The organism is Pseudomonas sp. DCB_BI, assembly GCF_026240995.1.
Lineage (GTDB): Bacteria > Pseudomonadota > Gammaproteobacteria > Pseudomonadales > Pseudomonadaceae > Aquipseudomonas.
Map to the genome: position 1 here is coordinate 232,719 of NZ_JAPFCG010000003.1, position 17,784 is coordinate 250,502.

19 protein-coding genes are annotated in these 17,784 nt (G+C 63.2%); 17 read left to right on the top strand and 2 right to left on the bottom strand.

Going from position 1 to position 17,784, the window contains the following annotated elements; genetic code table 11:
- The first annotated feature begins 5 nt into the window (after positions 1–5).
- From hemE to OO258_RS05115, 15 genes are all read left to right on the top strand, one after another.
- Complete coding sequence (gene hemE / locus OO258_RS05045) at positions 6–1,070, top strand: uroporphyrinogen decarboxylase (RefSeq protein ID WP_110745159.1); 1,065 nt, start codon at positions 6–8, stop codon at positions 1,068–1,070.
- Between the two features lie 172 nt (positions 1,071–1,242).
- Positions 1,243–2,706 carry an N-acetylglucosamine-binding protein GbpA gene (gene gbpA, locus OO258_RS05050; RefSeq protein WP_266029064.1) on the top strand — a complete coding sequence of 488 codons (1,464 nt, stop codon included), beginning with the start codon at positions 1,243–1,245 and terminating at the stop codon, positions 2,704–2,706.
- A 49-nt stretch (positions 2,707–2,755) separates the two neighbouring features.
- Positions 2,756–3,268, top strand: coding sequence for a cytochrome b (locus OO258_RS05055; RefSeq protein ID WP_266029065.1), 513 nt, complete (start codon positions 2,756–2,758; stop codon positions 3,266–3,268).
- A gap of 122 nt (positions 3,269–3,390) precedes the next feature.
- A complete protein-coding gene (locus tag OO258_RS05060) occupies positions 3,391–3,771 on the top strand; it encodes a type II secretion system protein N (RefSeq protein WP_266029066.1) in 381 nt (126 codons plus the stop codon).
- Positions 3,768–5,609 (top strand): type II secretion system secretin GspD, encoded by a 1,842-nt coding sequence (gspD, locus tag OO258_RS05065; protein ID WP_266029067.1) that lies wholly within the window; start codon positions 3,768–3,770, stop codon positions 5,607–5,609. The genes OO258_RS05060 and gspD overlap by 4 nt, the downstream gene beginning before the upstream one ends.
- Entirely contained in the window at positions 5,606–7,069 is a 1,464-nt protein-coding gene (gene gspE / locus OO258_RS05070) for a type II secretion system ATPase GspE (RefSeq protein ID WP_266029068.1), read from the top strand. Before gspD ends, gspE begins: the two co-directional genes overlap by 4 nt.
- Position 7,070: 1 nt before the next feature.
- Entirely contained in the window at positions 7,071–8,276 is a 1,206-nt protein-coding gene (gspF, locus tag OO258_RS05075; RefSeq protein ID WP_266029069.1) for a type II secretion system inner membrane protein GspF, read from the top strand.
- A gap of 1 nt (position 8,277) precedes the next feature.
- Positions 8,278–8,724 (top strand): type II secretion system major pseudopilin GspG, encoded by a 447-nt coding sequence (gspG, locus tag OO258_RS05080; RefSeq protein WP_266029070.1) that lies wholly within the window; start codon positions 8,278–8,280, stop codon positions 8,722–8,724.
- Entirely contained in the window at positions 8,721–9,185 is a 465-nt protein-coding gene (locus tag OO258_RS05085) for a prepilin-type N-terminal cleavage/methylation domain-containing protein (protein ID WP_266029071.1), read from the top strand. Before gspG ends, OO258_RS05085 begins: the two co-directional genes overlap by 4 nt.
- Positions 9,163–9,546, top strand: a complete 384-nt coding sequence (gene gspI / locus OO258_RS05090) for a type II secretion system minor pseudopilin GspI (protein WP_266029072.1) — start codon at positions 9,163–9,165, stop codon at positions 9,544–9,546. The genes OO258_RS05085 and gspI overlap by 23 nt, the downstream gene beginning before the upstream one ends.
- Positions 9,533–10,123: a type II secretion system protein GspJ gene (locus OO258_RS05095; RefSeq protein ID WP_266029073.1), complete on the top strand. Its 591-nt coding sequence runs from the start codon at positions 9,533–9,535 to the stop codon at positions 10,121–10,123. The genes gspI and OO258_RS05095 overlap by 14 nt, the downstream gene beginning before the upstream one ends.
- Positions 10,124–10,158: 35 nt before the next feature.
- A complete protein-coding gene (locus tag OO258_RS05100) occupies positions 10,159–10,977 on the top strand; it encodes a general secretion pathway protein GspK (RefSeq protein ID WP_266029117.1) in 819 nt (272 codons plus the stop codon).
- Positions 10,970–12,079: a type II secretion system protein GspL gene (gspL, locus tag OO258_RS05105; protein ID WP_266029074.1), complete on the top strand. Its 1,110-nt coding sequence runs from the start codon at positions 10,970–10,972 to the stop codon at positions 12,077–12,079. The genes OO258_RS05100 and gspL overlap by 8 nt, the downstream gene beginning before the upstream one ends.
- Positions 12,079–12,546, top strand: a complete 468-nt coding sequence (gene gspM / locus OO258_RS05110; RefSeq protein WP_266029118.1) for a type II secretion system protein GspM — start codon at positions 12,079–12,081, stop codon at positions 12,544–12,546. The genes gspL and gspM overlap by 1 nt, the downstream gene beginning before the upstream one ends.
- 70 nt (positions 12,547–12,616) lie before the next feature.
- Positions 12,617–12,964 carry a YgiW/YdeI family stress tolerance OB fold protein gene (locus OO258_RS05115; RefSeq protein ID WP_110745146.1) on the top strand — a complete coding sequence of 116 codons (348 nt, stop codon included), beginning with the start codon at positions 12,617–12,619 and terminating at the stop codon, positions 12,962–12,964.
- Between the two features lie 36 nt (positions 12,965–13,000).
- Here OO258_RS05115 and OO258_RS05120 read toward each other — a convergent pair whose 3' ends face one another.
- Positions 13,001–14,188: an MFS transporter gene (locus OO258_RS05120; RefSeq protein ID WP_266029119.1), complete on the bottom strand. Its 1,188-nt coding sequence runs from the start codon at positions 14,186–14,188 to the stop codon at positions 13,001–13,003.
- A gap of 164 nt (positions 14,189–14,352) precedes the next feature.
- On the opposite strand from OO258_RS05120, the gene OO258_RS05125 reads away from it, so the two are divergent.
- Together OO258_RS05125 and OO258_RS05130 are read left to right on the top strand one after the other, a co-directional pair.
- Positions 14,353–15,246, top strand: a complete 894-nt coding sequence (locus OO258_RS05125) for a LysR family transcriptional regulator (RefSeq protein ID WP_266029075.1) — start codon at positions 14,353–14,355, stop codon at positions 15,244–15,246.
- A 92-nt stretch (positions 15,247–15,338) separates the two neighbouring features.
- Positions 15,339–16,112 (top strand): ParA family protein, encoded by a 774-nt coding sequence (locus OO258_RS05130; RefSeq protein WP_110745143.1) that lies wholly within the window; start codon positions 15,339–15,341, stop codon positions 16,110–16,112.
- 159 nt (positions 16,113–16,271) lie between these two features.
- On the opposite strand, the gene selO is transcribed toward OO258_RS05130, so the two are convergent.
- Positions 16,272–17,732, bottom strand: coding sequence for a protein adenylyltransferase SelO (gene selO / locus OO258_RS05135; RefSeq protein ID WP_266029076.1), 1,461 nt, complete (start codon positions 17,730–17,732; stop codon positions 16,272–16,274).
- Positions 17,733–17,784 lie beyond the last annotated feature (52 nt).

A 17,784-nucleotide genomic window follows, 5' to 3' on the forward strand; every position in this document is an offset into this window, starting at 1 on the left:
CCGACATGACTGCCCTGAAGAACGATCGTTTCCTGCGTGCACTGCTCAAGCAACCCGTAGACGTCACCCCGGTGTGGATGATGCGCCAGGCCGGCCGCTACCTGCCGGAGTACCGCGCCAGCCGGGCCAAGGCGGGTGATTTCATGAGCCTGTGCATGAACCCGCAGTTCGCCTGCGAAGTTACCCTGCAGCCGCTGGACCGTTACCCGCTGGACGCGGCGATCCTGTTCTCGGACATCCTCACCATCCCCGACGCCATGGGCCTGGGCCTGTACTTCGAAACCGGCGAGGGCCCGCGTTTCAAGAAGGTCATCAGCACCCCTGCCGACATCGAAGCGTTGCCGATCCCCGATCCGCAGAAAGACCTTGGCTATGTCATGGATGCAGTCAGCACCATCCGCCGCGAACTGAACGGCCGCGTGCCGCTGATCGGCTTCTCGGGCAGCCCGTGGACCTTGGCCACCTATATGGTCGAAGGCGGCTCGTCGAAGGACTTCCGCAAGACCAAAGCCATGGCCTACGACAACCCGCAAGCCCTGCACCTGCTGCTGGACAAACTGGCCCAGTCGGTCACCAGCTACCTCAACGGCCAGATCCTTGCCGGCGCCCAGGCCGTGCAGATCTTCGACACCTGGGGCGGCAACCTGTCTGCGGCGGCCTATCAGGAATTCTCCCTGGCCTACATGCGCAAGATCGTCAGCGGCCTGATCCGCGAGCACGAAGGGCGCAAGGTGCCGGTGATCCTGTTCACCAAGAATGGTGGTTTGTGGCTGGAAAGCATCGCCGACGCAGGTGCCGACGCACTGGGCCTGGACTGGACCTGCGAAATCGGCGATGCCCGCCGCCGCGTGGGTGACAAAGTAGCCTTGCAAGGCAACATGGACCCGACTGTGCTTTACGCAAAGCCGCAAGCCATCCGCCAGGAAGTGGCGCGCATCCTGGCCAGCTACGGCCACGGCACCGGCCATGTGTTCAACCTGGGCCACGGCATTACCCCGGAAGTCGACCCGGAGCATGCCGGCGTATTCATCAATGCCGTTCACGAGCTGTCTGCGCAGTACCACGGCTGATTCCAAGCTCCCCGAGCGCAAAGGTTGCGAATCGGGGAGCTAGACAGGTTTATTCCTACATATAGGCAAGCTGCTTTTCTCTAAAGTCCGGACTCCCCTTGCGCAGAAGGCGCATTCGCTTCCAGTAAATGCGCCCTTGCGCATTTCACCAGCAATGCGTTCGGAGTTCGTGATGAATACAACAAAGACCCTGCGAAAAAGCGTTGTCGCCACAGGTGTGTGGATGGCGATTGCAGGCACAGCTTTACAAGCTCAACTTGCCAATGCGCATGGCAACCTGGCAGATCCACCTTCTCGCGCGGCGCTCTGCCATGCGAACCAGAAAAACCTCAACACCAACTGTGGTGGCGCTCAGTACGAACCGTGGTCGGTCGGTGAGGCGATTGGGCGTTTTCCAAGTGCTGGTCCTGTTGACGGAAAAATTGCCAGTGGCGGTGCGCGTGGCGACTTCGGCGCCCTGGATGAGCAATCGGCCAACCGTTGGCACCTGACCCCGGTCACTGACCGTAACATGCAGTTCGACTGGCATTATGAGGCCCCGCATCCGGTTACCTCGTGGGAGTACTTCATTACCAAGGCGGATTGGAACCCCAACGCAGCGTTGACGCGTGCCGCTTTCGATGCCACCCCGTTCTGCGTGGTAGATGGCAAGCATCAGATACCCGCTGCTGGTACAGGTACCAACCCGAAGCACAGCTGCACATTGCCGACTGACCGCACGGGCCAACATGTGATTCTTGGCGTCTGGAAAGTTGGCGATACCGACAAGGCGTTCCATAGCGTTGCTGACGTCGATATCCAGCTCGATGGCGGCCCCGCCCCGGAATGGCCGCGCCTGGCTGAAATCAGTGCCAATCGTGACCTTGAAGTTGGCGATAAAGTGACTGCACGCGCATTCGATGCCAATGGCGAGCGTACCTCGCACCATGTGAGCATCACGGTCGATAGCGCCGAAGAGGGCATCGCTGCCAACTGGGCCTACAAGCTGGCCAGGCAGATCAATGAAACCCAGACGCTGGTACGTGCCGGACAGATGGACACGGACGGCAACATCGAGCCCGTGCAGGGCTCCAACAGCATCTTCGCCAAAGCCGAAAGCGGCCTGACCAACTACATTCTGGACTTTGAAACCGCCGCTGGCGATCCGACCACGATGCACCTGCATGATGTCAAACCCGAGTACACGATCGTGGATGGCAAAGGTGGCGTGGACTTCACCGTCATGACCAACAAGGCCTTGACCGTGACGGCGCGGCTGTTCGACAGCAATAACAAGCAGGTCTCTTACTCGCGCCAGAACGTTAACGGTACGGAACCGTTCGCGCTGAATGTCGTGAGTGGCGAGGGTATGCACACCCTCAAGGTCGTGGGCGTGGACAAGCTCGATCGGGTGCTGCTGCAGGACCAGAAGACGCTGCAGCTCAAAGCGGCAGGCGATGCCTCTTACGACTTTGTCTTCCCTGAATCGCTCTCCAACTACAAAGCGGGTACCAAGGTACTGCAGCCCAAGAATGGCAAGGTCTACGAGTGCCAGCCATTCCCTGCCTCGGGTTACTGCGTGCAGTACTCCGCAGCCGCTGGCCAGTTCGAGCCAGGTACTGGCTCCCACTGGAACATGGCCTGGACCGAGAAATAAGGCATCAAACCTGGCCCCTTGAGGGGGCCAGGCTCTTCGAGTACTCCAAATGCAAGTACAAAAGTATTGCTGGCAGCAGATCCTCCTGCACTGGGTCTCTGCAATGGTCATCCTTTGGGCGTTGATCAGCGGTTTTTACGTGGCGCACATGGATGTCACCCCCGCCACGCTTCACCTGGTCGCCTTTATCAACGTCGCCATGACTACGTTGTTCATTCCTGTATTCCTGCTGCGCTGGCTGTTGCGCCTGACCCGTCTCAAGCCACGTAGCCTGCACGATGATCCCAAGGGCCAGCGCATTGCGCATGTCGTGCACGAGGGCTTGTACTGGAGCACGGCGATCGTATTGGCGTCCGGCCTGTTGATGATGGACAGGGTTATAGACGTGTTCGGCTGGTTCTCCATCGCGCCACTGCTGAGCGAGCCGTTCTGGCACCGCGTCTGGTTCTACATTCACATTGCCGCCTGCCTGCTGCTGGCCACGGGGGTAGCGCTGCATATCGCTGCCGTGGTGTTGCATGAGCTGAGCGGGCGACGCGTGCTGCGGCGGATGCTGCCCTGACCCGGATGAAGCGCACTTCGCATTGGATCTGGCTGGCGTGCGTGGTGGCAACGCTTGCCTGGCTGGCATGGCGGGAAAGGACTTATCCCGTCGCTGCCCCGCCGGCGGTTCCGGCAGTGCCGGTGGAGACACCCCAGCTGCCGGCAAAACCGTTGCCGGCGGCCACCGTGGCGTTGGCGTTCGGCTTCCAGGCAACGCGCCCGCAGCAGTCGGGCCAAGCGGATGTCGCCCTCAAGGCCAGTTTCGTTTCCAGCCAGGGCGAGGCTCGCGCCTTGGTGAAAAGCCATGACGGTGAGGCTATCTACCGCGTCGGTGACCGCATACCGGGCCGCGGCGTGCTGCGCCGCATCGATGTGCGTTCCATCGTGTTGTGGTCCGAAGGCCGCGAGGAAGTCGTGTCGATGTCCGCGCCCGCTCCCTCCGTGTTCCTGCCTGCAGGTGCGGCCGTTCGCCCGCACCACACTCCCGACCCTTCATCCCGCCTGTTGCGGGAGGTGCAATGACTCTCAAGCGATATCTGCGCGCCGCCTCGTTCGGCGCCTGTCTTACCCTGAACTGTTCCCTGGCGCTGGCTGAGGCGCCCACCTGGCAGCTGGCGATGAGCGATGCCGATGTACGCGAGGTGGTACGCGAAGTGGGCGCGATCCTCGACCAGACGATCATCCTCGACCCGCGCGTGCAGGGCCGTATCACAGTCCTTTCCAACGAAGCACTGGACCGCGAAGGGATCCGTCGGCTGTTCTACTCGGTGCTCAATGCCCAGGGCTTTGCCGCCGTGAGCGACGGTGACCGTTTGCTGGTGCTGCCGGCCAGTGAGGCCAAGGCTTGGGCCAACCAGCAGGTGGAGGCGATACCGGCAGCGTTCACGACGCGGGTTTTCAACCTGTCGGGCAGTGTGGCTGCCGACCTGGCCGGGTTGTTACGGCCATTGGTTTCCAGCAGTGGCTACATTGGGCCGTCCAGTTCGGCAAATGCCTTGGTGGTGACCGAGTCCGCAGCCAACCTTGACCGCCTGGAGCACCTGGTTTTGCAACTCGACAGCGGCCAGCGGCATGACCATGAGCTGGTGAGCTTGCGCCAAGCCCGCGCCGATGTGGTGTTCCCAGTGATTGAAGCAGCCGCCGGAGGGCCCGACAGCGGCGTGCGGGTGCTGGTCGATGCGGGCGGTAACCGCCTGCTGATCCTTGGCCCGGCCAAGTCCAGGCAACGTTTGGCGCAACTGACACGCACGCTGGATGTACCAGCACCAGCTACCTCACAGAACTGGCGGGTGGTGCGCCTGCAACACAGCAACGCCGAGCAGCTTGCCGAAGTGCTGGGCGAGGTGGGCAAACGCCTGGATGGCACGCCGGGCACAAACACTCCGGGCGTCGGCATCGCCGGCGAAGCCATCGTCACGGCCGATGCCAGCCAGAACGCGCTGGTGCTGCTGGGCGAGCCGCAGACGTTGGCCAGTGTGGAACAGATCATCCTGCAACTGGACCAGCCGCGGGCGCAGGTGCTTATTCATGCGGCAATCGTTGAAGTCAGCGGCAGCATCGAGGAGGCGCTGGGCGTGCAATGGGGCATGGACAAGGGTGGCCTCAAAGGTGGCATAACCTACAGCGAAAGCGGCGCGACATTGGCCGACCTGCTGGGCAAAGAGGCCAAACTGCCGGGGGGCGCCGCCCTGGCCATCGGCTCTGATCGTTTTGCCGCCTTGGTATCGGCTTTGGCCAGCAACAGCCGCAGCAATCTGTTGTCCACGCCTAGCCTGCTGACGCTGGATAACCAGGAGGCGCAGATCCTGGTTGGGCAGAACGTGCCGTTCAAGACAGGCTCTTACGTGACCCCCGGCAGTGGTTCGGAAAACCCCTTCACCACGGTTGAGCGCAAGGACATCGGTATCAGCCTGAAGGTGCGCCCGCACATCAACGAAGGCAACAGCCTGCGCCTCGAGGTCGAGCAGGAAAGCTCGGAAATTGCGCCCAGCGCGGCCGAGAATGACCTGATCACCAACAAGCGCACGCTCAAGAGCACCATCCTGGCCTCCGATGGCGAGATCATCGTGATTGGTGGCCTGATCAAGGACAGCGTGCGCCAGGTAGAGCGCGGCGTGCCTCTGCTCAGCCGTATTCCTTGGGTGGGTGGCTTGTTCCGGTGGCGCAGCGACACCCAGGAAAAAACCAACCTTATGGTGTTCCTGCGCCCGACCATCTTGCGCAGCCAGGCCGACCGGGTCGAGGCGGGGGGGCGTGCCTACGAAGGGTTGCGCCATGCGGATGATTCGACCTTGCCGGAAGATGCCCGGCGGATGTTCGATACGCGGCGTCTGCCCGACGCGCTCCGGCCGCGCCCATGAGCATCGCCCTGCCGTTCAGCTTTGCCCGACGTCACGGCATCCTGCTCGACCGCCAGGCAGCCAAGCCTGCTTTGCTGATGCGTGAAGGCGCTTCACTGGCCGCCATGGCCGAGGCCTGCAGGCTAGTGGGCAGTACCTGGCCTCTGCGTCGCGTGAGCGACGCCCACTTTGCCGAGCGCCTGGCCCAATGCTACGGCCCAGGCCAGGATGCCGCGCAGGCGGTGGTTCAGGGCCTCGACCAGGAAATCGACCTGTCGCGGTTGGCCGAAGCCTTGCCGCAGACCTGCGACCTGCTTGAGCAACAAGACGACGCGCCGATCATTCGCCTGCTCAACGCCTTGTTCAGCGAGGCGGTGAGATCGCGGGCCTCGGATATCCACCTGGAAACCTTCGAGCAGCAGCTGCGCGTGCGCATGCGCATCGACGGCGTCATGCGCGAAGTACTGACGCCGCCCCGGGAACTGTCTGCCCTGCTGGTTTCGCGCATCAAGGTCATGGCGCGCCTGGACATCGCCGAAAAGCGCGTGCCCCAGGATGGCCGGATCAGCCTGCGTCTTGCTGGCCATGAAGTGGATGTGCGGGTGTCGACCTTGCCTGCCGCCCATGGTGAGCGGGTGGTGCTGCGCTTGCTGGACAAGCAGGCAGTACGCCTGGACATCGACCACATGCAGATGCACAGCTCGGTGCGAGCTGGCTTCATGCACATGCTGGAAAAACCGCACGGCATTTTTCTGGTCACCGGGCCCACCGGGTCCGGCAAGACCACGACGCTGTACACCGCGCTGTCATACCTAAACCAGGTATCCCGCAATATCCTCACCGTCGAGGACCCGATCGAATATCACCTGCCCGGCATCGGCCAGACCCAGGTGAACACCAAGGTCGACATGACCTTCGCCCGTGGCCTGCGCGCCATCCTGCGCCAGGACCCGGACGTGGTCATGGTGGGCGAAATCCGTGACCGGGAGACTGCAGACATCGCGGTGCAGGCCTCGCTGACCGGCCACCTGGTGCTGTCCACCCTGCATACGAACAGTGCGCTGGGGGCCATCACGCGCCTTTCCGACATGGGCATCGATACGTGTTTGCTAGCCTCATCGCTGGCCGGGGTGATGGCCCAGCGGCTGGTGCGGCGGCTTTGCGACCACTGCAAGGTCGTCTATGAGGTGGACGAGGCCACCGCCAGCGCTTTGGGCCACCCCGCCGGGTTGCCGTCGCAGCTCTACGAAGCGCAGGGCTGTAGCGAATGCCTGCAGGGTTACAGCGGGCGCCTGGCCTTGCACGAGATGGTGGTGGTGACGCCTGCCTTGGCCCAGGCGATCCACGCCCGGGCGTCCCTGGCTGACATGTCCGCAGTGATCCGCGGGGCCACACTGAGCCTGTTCCAGCATGGCGTCCAGCGAGTCTGCCTGGGGCAGACCAGCGTGGCAGAGCTGCTGCGTGTGACGGGGCAGGGCTGACATGCCGGTGTTCCGCTACCAGGCCCAGGATGCGCAGGGGGCGCGCCAGCGAGGAACGCTGGAAGCACCGGGGGCACGCCAGGCCCGGCAAACCTTGCGCGAGCAAGGCTTGCTGGTGCTGAAGCTGGCCCCGGTAGGGGCATCGCCAATGGCCGCCTGGCGCACAGGTAAAGGCATGAGCCTGGCCCAACGCTCGTTGCTCACCCGCCAGCTGGCGACGCTGCTGCATGCCGGGGTGCCGTTGACCGAGGCCTTGCAGGCAGTTGCCGGCCAGAGCACCCAGCGCCAGGTAAGGCTGGTGCTGGGGGGCGTGGTTGAGCGGGTTGCCGAAGGCCTCGCGCTGGCCCAGGCCCTGGCGCACTACCCTCAGGCGTTCCCCATGGTTTACCGGGCGACCGTGGCCGCCGCCGAACGCTCCGGCCACCTGGCGGGCGTACTCGAGCGCTTGGCCGAGCATGGCGAGAACCAGCAGGCCCTGCGCCAGAAAGTACAACTGGCCATGGTTTACCCGGTGATCCTGCTGGTTGTTTCGTTACTGGTGGTGGGGTTTCTGCTCGGTTATGTGGTGCCCGATGTGGTGCAGGCCTTTTCGCGCGACCAGGCGCAGCTGCCGCTGGCAACGCAAGTGCTGATCGCCCTGAGCGATGCCACCCAACATTACGGCTTGGCAGCGCTGGCGCTGTTGGTGGTAGCTGCTGCGCTGGTTGCCTGGGCACTTCGCCAACCGGCACTGCGCAGGCAATGGCATGGCTTTTCACTGCGCCTGCCGGGCTATGGCGAGTTTGTCCGCGCCAGTGAAGCGGCACGCTTCATCGGTACCTTGGCCATCCTGGGGCGCAGCGGGGTAGCCCTGGTCGAGGCAATGAACATCGGCGCAGCGGTGATCGGCAACCTGATCCTGCGCGAGCGTTTGTTGCAGGCCGCTCGCGAACTAGGCGAGGGCAGCTCGCTGGCCAATTGCCTGGCACGCAGCGACACCTTACCGCCACTGATGCTGCACATGATCGCCAGTGGCGAACGCGCCGGTGAGCTGGACACCATGCTTGAACGTGCCGCAGACCTTCAGGCCAGGCAACTGGCGGGGCGCATCTCGTTGCTGGTGAGCCTGTGCGAGCCACTGATGTTGCTGGTGATGGGCGGCATCGTGCTGTTCATCGTGCTTGCCATCTTGCTGCCGATTCTCAACCTCAACCAACTGGTCAACTGATATGTCCATACGTTCAGCACGCCGCGCGCAACGCGGCTTCACCCTCATCGAAATCATGGTGGTGGTCATCATCCTGGGGGTGCTTGGCGCGCTGGTGCTGCCCAACGTGATGAGCCGTCCTGACCATGCCAAGCTGACCGCAGCCCGTACCGATATCCAGTCGATCTCCACCGCGTTGGAAATCTACCGCCTGGATAACGGCCGCTACCCGACCACCTCGCAAGGCCTGGAAGCCTTGGTGACGCGACCAACTGTAGCGCCCCTGCCGCGTCAATGGAGTGCCCAAGGCTATCTCAAGAGTACACCCATCGACCCCTGGGGCTCGCCTTACCAGTTCGCAAGCCCGGGCACCCGTTCGGCCCAAGGCTATGACCTTTACTCCCTGGGGGCCGATGGTCAGCCGGGTGGTGAGGAGATGGATGCCGATATCGGTAACTGGCCCGAATGAAACAGCGCTGTTCTCAAGGCTTTACGCTGCTGGAGCTGCTGCTGGTCATGCTGCTGCTGGGCATCGTGATGAGCATGGCAGGGTTCATGTTCGGGCGCGACCCGCAACGTATGGCCAACCAGGAAGCCAGCCTTTTCTTCCAGTTGGTGCAGCACGCGCGGCAACAGGCGGTGCTGGAAGGATTGGCGGTGGGTATTCGCATTGATGCCCGGGGCTATCAACTGCTTAGAGCCGCTGGGCACAGCTGGGAGATTGCGGGCAAGCATCGAGATATCGACCTGGACCTGCACGTGGAGATCGATGGGGTTCCGGTGCCTCCCGGTGTGCCTGGGAGGGCACCGCAACTGGTGATGTACGGCAACGACGAGCACACGCCGTTTGCCCTTCATTTCGGGGTGAACGATGTACGCCTTGTTTCTGTGTCGAGCGATGGCATCAATGACCCCAGTTTCCTGCGCTGAACGCGGCTTCACCTTGTTGGAAGTGTTGGTGGCGTTGGTGATCTTCGCGGTACTGGCCGTGGCGGTTACCTCGGCCAGCCAGCATGTGCTGGTGCAATCGCAGGGGCTTGAGAAACGCTTGCTCGCCAGCTGGGTCGCTGACAACCACTTGATGGAGATGCGCCTGCAACCTGCACCGGGTCCTGGCGAGCGCACCCTGGATGTCATGTTCGGCCAGCGTCGCTGGACCTTGGAGGAAACCCGCCGCCGTCTGGGTGAGAGTGCCCTGCTGGAAGTACACGTACGGGTAGGCCTTGCTTCGGACCGCCAAGTACTGCACCAGGCCACGGGGTGGTTGGGGCTGTTCGATGCGCCACGCTAGGCCAGGCAGGTTGCCCGGGCAGCGGGGCTTCACCTTGATCGAGCTGCTGCTGGCGATCGCCATCTTTGCCTCGCTGGCGGTGGGCAGCGCGCGCGTGCTCGATGTGTTCATGCGTGCCGAAAGCGCACGGCAGATGCAGGCCAATGAGCTGCGAGCGTTGGCCAGGGCCATGAGCCTGATGCAACGCGATGCCCTGCTGGGTTACCAGCCTGCGAGTCTCGGCAAGGGCGGTTACGGTGTACTGCTGCACGGCGCACGGGCGCATTGGTTGGCCAGGGAGCAAGACAACCAGGCGCTTAAACGCAGCGAGTTGAGGGTTGTCGAGTATTGGCTCGAGGAAGGCGTGCTGTGGCGTCAACGGCGCACGCAGGGGCAAGACCAGCCTCGGCCGCAGCGCTTGCTCGAAGGTGTACGCGAGCTGCATTGGCGTGTACATGTGCCCGGAAGCGGCTGGCAGGCGAGCTGGCCCATGGCCCAGCGGCGGCCGGTGCCCCCACAGGCGCTGGAGGTAACGCTGTCGACCAAGCGCTTTGAGCAGGTTCGGCGGGTACTGCCACTGGGGGGCGCCAGCCAGTGAGGGGGCAACGGCAAAGGGGGCTCGCGTTGGTTACCGTGCTGCTGGTCATGGCGCTGCTCACGATGCTGGTAGCCGGCATGTTGCACAGCCATCAACTATTGGTTGGCGGGGTTACCCGGCAGATCGAGGGTACGCGTTTATTGCGCCTGGCCCATGCAGGCGAGCAGCAGGGTCTGGTGAGCCTGCGCCGCGAGCTGAGCGAGGTCTTGCAGGTCACCCATGATCGGCAAGCCTGGGCCCGGCCCCGGGCGTTGAACCTCGATCAAGGGCAGGTAACCCTGCAGTTGGAAGACCTTTCGGGTCGGCTGAACCTGGGAGCCCTGATTACCGGAAAGGCGCCCGACCCGTTGCTGCTCGAGCGCTGGGAACGTCTGTGCCATTCATTGCAGCTGGAGCCACCGGCATTGGACGGGCTCGTTGGCCAGCCAATGCTCGACCCAACCCAGTTGCGCGCATTGCCTGGGGTCACCGCCGAGGTGATGACGCGGTTGCGACCGTGGGTGGTGGTACTGCCCAAGGAGGCGCGGCTCAACATCAATACGGCCCCGCCGCGCTTGCTGGCGGCGTTCGCCGAGCTGTCACCGACGGTGGCCGCGGAGCTGGCAAGGGCGCGCCCCGAAGCGGGATACCCCACCGTGGAGCGCTTTCTTGCCCAGCCCCAGCTGGAGGGCCAGGGCCTGGACAGGCGTGGGCTGGCAGTGAGCAGCCGCTGGTTTCGCCTGGAGGTACAGGCGGAGCTGGCAGGCCGGCGCATGTACTTGTACAGCGATCTGGAGATCGATTTGAACACGCATCAGGTTCGTGTGGTGCGGCGTGTGTTTTCGGCAAGGCGGGAGCGAAGTGCAGATGAGTGAGAACTGGTTGTACCTGTTGCCCGAAGGCATTGCGGCCGCTGATGGGCAGTGGCCGGTGTGGTTGCGTACGGCGGACGGCAACCTGAGCACGGCGCGCCTGGGTGAGCTTGCCTCGACCCTGTCCGGCCCAGTGATCGTGGTGGTGCCCATGGAAATGCTGGGCAGCTGTGAGATCGGCTCTGTACCGGGTAAACGGCCGAAACCGGAAACATTGGCGTACGCCGCCGAGGATCAGTTGGCAGCGCCGCTGGAAACGTTGCATTTGGTGTTTGGTCCGCCCTGTGCGCAAGGGCATCGCCGCGCGTTGGTGATAGAGCTTCAGGTCATGGCCAACCTGATGGCCCTGCTGCAAGCCCAGGGTATCGACCCGCTTGGCATCTACGCCGATGCCGACCTGCTGGGGGCCGGGCAGCCCTGCGCATTGTGGTTCGAGGGCCGCTGGCTGCTGGGGGGTACGAATGGTCTATGCCTGGTCGCCAGTCCGCAGGCCGCCGAGGTCCTGGCGCAGCAGTTGCCGCCGATGGCATGGCAGGCCGAACCTGCTCATGCAGGGGAGGCGCTCTGCAACCAAACAGTCGATAGCGCCGTCCACACCCTGGTGCAAGGGCGAGCCACGGCCCTGGACCTGCGCCAGGGGGCATTCCGGCGACGCGGATCGGCCTTGCCTTGGTCCGCCTTGGCGGGAGGGGTGCTGCTGGCATTGGCAATGGTGTGCCTGGCGGATCATCTGCGTATCGCGTGGTTGACGCACCGCACGACACAGCTGGATGCCGAGAACGTTCAGGCATTTCAGCGCTGGGCGCCAGGGCAGCCTGTCACTGGCGACCTGGTTGCGCAGGTCAGGGCGCTGGAGTTCCGCCCCCGGGCAATGACCACTGTCGAGGAACTGGCAGCATTCAGCGAGCGGTTGGTTGAAGCCGGGAACATCACCGTTGAACGGGCTGTGTCCAGCCCCACCGAAGGGTGGCGCATGGAAGTGGTAGCGCAGGGGTTCGCTGACCTTGAGCGCTTGCGTCAGCGGGCGCCTGCGGTGCTGATGGACCAGGCGCGCCAGGCCGGGCAAGGCGTGCGGGCGACCCTGACGTGGCAGGGTGCTCTATGATGCGGTGGTTTGGGCAGGCCTGGCTGCGCCAATGGCAATCGATACCCGGCGCGCGGCGGGGAGTGATAGTGGCCACTCTCTGGAGCCTGGCCTTGGTCGTTCTCTGGCAAGTTGCCTGGAGCCCCGGCAAGCAGCGCTTGCAGCAGGCCGAGCGTGACCATGCGCGAGCCCTGGAGCTGGCCGGGCACCTGCAGAGGGTTGCGGCAGGCCCGGCCATGGCCCTGGAAGCTGTGCAGGCACTGACGCCCGCCGGGCTGAACGCGCGAGCGCTGGCTGCTGGACTGCGAATCACCGGGCTGCAGACGCGTGTCGCTCAGGTGGACGTCAGCCTGGAGGGCGAACCTGCGAAACTGCTGGTTTGGCTGCACGCGCTGGAAGGTGATGGCGTGCAGTTCCGCAGTTTGCAGTTGCAGGTGACCGGCGAACAGTTACAAGCGCAGCTGGTACTGGAGCTGGACGGAGCCTGAGCCAATTAAGATTCGCTTCAGCCAGCTTGGGTAGGCTGTTCCCATCGAAAACGAAACAGGACCTGCCACCATGAAAGCTCGCTACCTCGCCCTGATCCTTGCCCCGCTGTTCAGCACTGCCGCCTTGGCTGCGGGCTACACCGGCCCCGGTGCCCAGCCGGTTACCACCGTTGCCGCGGCCAACGATGCCGCTGATGACACCCCGGTGGTGCTGCAGGGCTTCGTGACCAAGAAGATCAACAACGACGACAAGTACGAATTCAAGGACAACACCGGCACCCTCAGCGTAGAAATTGATGATGAAGACTTGCCGCCGACTCCGTTCAACGAAAAGACCAAGGTCAAGCTGACCGGTGAGGTGGAGAAACATCTGATGAGCCGGGAGGTCGATGTGGATATGGTTGAGATCATCAACTGATCCAAGGGCCCGTTCGCGGGCATGCCCGCGAACGCCTCACATCGATTTGGGTGGTAACTTGCTCAAGTGCAACGCCACCAGCAACGCCACGGCCAGCAAGCTGCCAATGAACAGCCCTGTGCCGTTCCAGCCCCACTGGTGCCAGAACACCCCGCCCGCCGTACCGGCCACGCTGGACCCTGCGTAATAGCTGAACAGGTACAGCGACGATGCCTGCCCTTTGGCTTTCAGCGCCCGGCGGCCGATCCAGCTGCTGGCCACCGAGTGCGCGCCAAAGAAGCCAAAGGTGAACACCAGCATGCCCACGATCACGATCGCCAGCGGGCTGGCCAGGGTCATCAGCAAGCCACCCGCCATCACCACGATACTGGCCCAGAACACCTTGCGCCGGCCCAGCTTGTCCGCCAGGGCACCGACTTGCGCCGAGCTGTAGATACCGGACAGGTACACTACCGACAGCAAACCGACGAGCGCCTGGTTCATGTGGTAGGGCTCGGCCAGCAGGCGGTAGCCGATGTAGTTGAACAGGGTGACGAAAGCGCCCATCAGCAGGAAGGCTTCCAGGAAAAGCCAAGGCAGGCCGGCATCCTTGAAGTGCATGACAAAACCATTCAGCAGGTTGCGCGGGTTCATCGTCTGTGGGCGGAAGTTACGTGATTCCGGCAGCACCTTCCAGAACACCAGCGCAGCCACCAGGGCGAGGCCGCCAATGGTCAGCATCGCGGTATGCCAGCTCACGAAGTCGATCAATACGCCGGTTATCAGCCGCCCGCTCATGCCGCCAATCGCGTTGCCACCAATGTACAGGCCCATGGCCAGGCCGATGTGCTGTGGGTGGATTTCCTCGCTCAAATAGGTCATTGCCACTGCCGCCAGGCCGCTCAGCGACAGGCCCACCAGCGCACGTGTGGCCAGCACCAGCTCCCAGCTCGGCATCACTGCGCTGGCCAGTGTGGACAGTGCGGCGCAGACCAGGGCGAACACCATCACCGGCTTGCGCCCGATGCGGTCAGAGACGGGCCCGGTTATCAACAGGCCGAACGCCAGCATGGCAGTTGCTACCGACAACACCAGGCTGCTCTGCGCCGCGTTGATGGAAAACTCCTTCGACAGCAGCGGCATCATCGGCTGCACGCAATACAGCAGGGCGAAGGTGGCAAAACCGCCGCTGAACAGGGCCAGCACGGTCTTCATGAAGGCGGGGGTGCCTTTTTCGATCCACATTTCGTTCAGGGGAGCAGGCTCTGGCTCGACAGGAAGGGGGGCTACAGCAGTTTTCACGGTGGGTACCTCTGGCGCAATGAAAAAAGCATATAGCTAGCTAATGATTAGATCCAATATATTGTTCGACCTATTTAAGACGTACTGCGACTTGTTTGGAGCCGATCATGGAACTGCGCCATCTGCGTTATTTCATCGCTGTTGCCGAAGAATTGCACTTTGGCCGCGCCGCCCAGCAGCTGGGCATTTCGCAGCCACCCCTGAGCCAGCAGATCCAGGCGCTGGAGCAGGAACTGGGCGCACGTCTGTTCGAGCGTACCAATCGTCGGGTCGAACTGAGCGAGGCGGGCAGGCTGTTCCTTGAAGAGGCACGCCAGGTGCTGGCGCAGGTCGAGAAGGCCGCGGATGTCGCTCGGCGTGCACAGCTGGGCGAGCTGGGCGAAATGAAGATTGGTTTTACTTCTTCGGCACCTTTCACCTCGAAGATACCCAAGGCCATCCACGCCTTCCGCCAGCGCTTTCCGGCGGTGCATCTGAACCTCCAGGAAATGAGCAGCCGGGATGTCGCCGAGGGGGTGTTTGACGAAACCATCGAAGTGGGCCTGATGCGGCCGATGCCGTTGCCTGAGGGGCTGCTGGCCACCGAACTGTTCCGTGAGCCACTGGTGGCGGTAATCAACGCTTCGCATCCACTGGCTGAAGGCACGGAGGAGGGGGTGCATATGGCGGCGCTGGCCCATGAGCCGTTCGTGTTCTTCCCGCGCAGTTACGGCAGCGGGTTGCATGCGCAGTTGCTGAGCCTGGCGCGGCAGGCGGGCTTCAGCCCGCATTTTGCCCAGGAGGCAGGGGAGGCGATGACCATTATCGGCCTGGTATCGGCGGGGCTCGGGGTATCGGTGCTCCCGGCCTCGTTCCAGCGCATGCGCATTGAAGGAGTGGTGTATCGCACCCTGCTCGATGAGGGGGCGATGTCAGCGGTATGGTTGGTGCAACGCGAGCGTGGCGGCTCGGCCATGGCCAAGGCGTTTGCCGAGCTGGTCATCGGCCAGGCCTATGGCTGAGGAGCAGGTCCATCCATACCCGGCAAATGGCACTGGCCATTGCTGCGGCAGCGCCACATACTCGGGCATTCGTTGAAACACGGAGGTCAATCATGCGGCGCGTGGTGTTCAATCAGAAAGGTGGCGTAGGCAAGTCGAGCATCGCCTGCAACCTGGCGGCGGTCAGTGCCAATGAAGGCTATCGGACCCTGTTGATCGACCTGGATGCCCAGGCCAACTCAACCCAGTACCTCACCGGACTCACGGGTGAAGACATCCCCATGGGCATTGCTGACTTCTTCAAGCAAAGCCTGTCCAGCGGGCCATTCAGCAAGAAGAACAAGGTCGACATCTACGAAACCCCGTTCGACAACCTGCACGTGGTTACCGCCACCCCAGAGCTGGCCGACCTGCAACCCAAGCTCGAGGCCAAGCATAAGATCAACAAGCTGCGTAAGTTGCTCGATGAGCTGGATGAGGATTACGAGCGGATTTACATTGATACCCCGCCAGCGCTCAACTTCTATGCGGTTTCGGCGCTGATTGCTGCCGATCGCGTGCTGATTCCTTTCGACTGCGACAGCTTCTCGCGCCAGGCCCTGTATGGCCTGCTGGCCGAGATCGAAGACCTCAAGGAAGACCATAACGAAGACCTGCTGGTCGAGGGCATCGTGGTCAACCAGTTCCAGTCACGTGCCAGCCTGCCGCAGCAGATGCTCGACGAACTGCTGGCAGAAGGGCTCCCGGTGCTACCGGTGTACTTGGGCAGCTCGGTGAAAATGCGCGAATCGCACCACGCCAGCCTGCCGCTGATTCACCTGGAGCCCAAGCACAAGCTGACCCAGCAGTTCGTCGAGTTGCATTCGTTGCTCGAAGAGAACGGTTGAATAGCCCCGGGCGGTTGGCGGGGGATTTTCTTCGCTTATGAGATCGAGCGCCGCGCGGGCGGCGCTCGGTCTCACAGGCGCACCCCCCTCAAGGCGTACGCTTGGTCGCCCCAACCCGGTCACGCGTACCCCCTAAATTTCTTGTAGACGCGGCGTTACTCAGGAAGAGCAACTGATTTCCAAGTGCTTGCCCCACTCCGGCGGTCGCTCGGCGTAGGCCTGCATGCCGGGCTGTTCCTCGAAGGGGCTGGTCAGTACCTGATGCAATCGGCGTACTTCACTGTAATCCCCTGCCTCGGCCGCTTCGATGGCTTTCTGCGCCAGGTAGTTGCGCAGCACATACAGCGGGTTCACCGCCTGCATCCGTTCACGGCGGCCTTCGGCATTGCCGGGTTCGCGCTCACAGCGGGCCAGGTAATCCGCGCCCCAGGCATCGAACCCGGCCAGGTCGATGAAGTCGTCGCGCACCACCTTCAGGGCCTCGGTCACCGGCTGCTCACCCAGCTTGCGGAAGAACAGGCTGTAGTCCACGCCACCACGCTGCATGCACTGCAGCAGGCGCTCGACCAGCGCCATGTCGTCATCCTCGGCAGTGGTCAGGCCCAGACGCCGGCGCATCAGGTCCAGGTAGTGGGCCTGGTACAGCGGCAGGAACAGCCCCAGCGCCTCCTTGAGCGGCTCAACCTCGATCACCGTGGTCAGTGCCTGGGCCAGCGCGCTGAGGTTCCAGTGGGCGATGGGCACCTGGTTGGCGTAGCTGTAACGGCCACGGTCGTCGGAGTGGTTGCAGATGAAGTTGGCGTCGAAGTCGTCGAGGAAGGCGTACGGACCGAAATCGAAAGTGATGCCGAGGATCGACATGTTGTCAGTGTTCATCACTCCGTGGCAGAAGCCATAAGCTTGCCAGCGGGCGATCAGCTCGGCATTGCGCTCGACGATGGTGCGGAACATGGCCAGGTAGGGTTGTTCGGCATCGCGGCATTCGGGGTAGTGCTGCTGTAGCACGTGGTCGATCAGAACACGTTGCTGTTCTGGCTGCTTGGTGTAGTAGAAATACTCGAAATGGCCGAAGCGCACGTGGCTCTGCGCCAGGCGCGTGAGCATGGCGGCGCTCTCGCGGGTTTCGCGCCACACCGGAGTGCTTGAGCCGATGACGCACAGTGCCCGGCTGGTAGGGATGCCCAGGGCATGCAGGGTTTCGGACGCGAGGAATTCACGGATCGACGAGCGGAGCACGGCGCGGCCGTCGCCCATGCGCGAGTACGGGGTCTGGCCGGCGCCTTTGAGGTGCAGGTCCCAGTGTTCGCCAGCGTCGTTCAGCACTTCGGCCAGTAGCAGGCCGCGGCCATCACCCAGCCGTGGGTTGTACGAGCCGAACTGGTGGCCGGAATACACCATTGCCCGTGGGTCGGCTTCTTCCCACAGCTTGTGGCCGCTGAAAAGCTCGGCGAATACCGGCTGCTCGGCCTGGGCCGGGTCGAGGTCAAGCAGGGCCATGGCCGATTCGCTCGCTACCACCAGGCGCGGGTCTGCGATGGGTTCGGGCAGCACCTGGGTGGAGAACACATCGCCCAGGCGGGCGAAGCGGTTGTCGAAGGTGAGTTGGTCGAGGGTTTTCACGAGCCGGCTCCTGAGATTGATTGGCTGGGGCCGCTTGGTGGCCCTTCGCGGC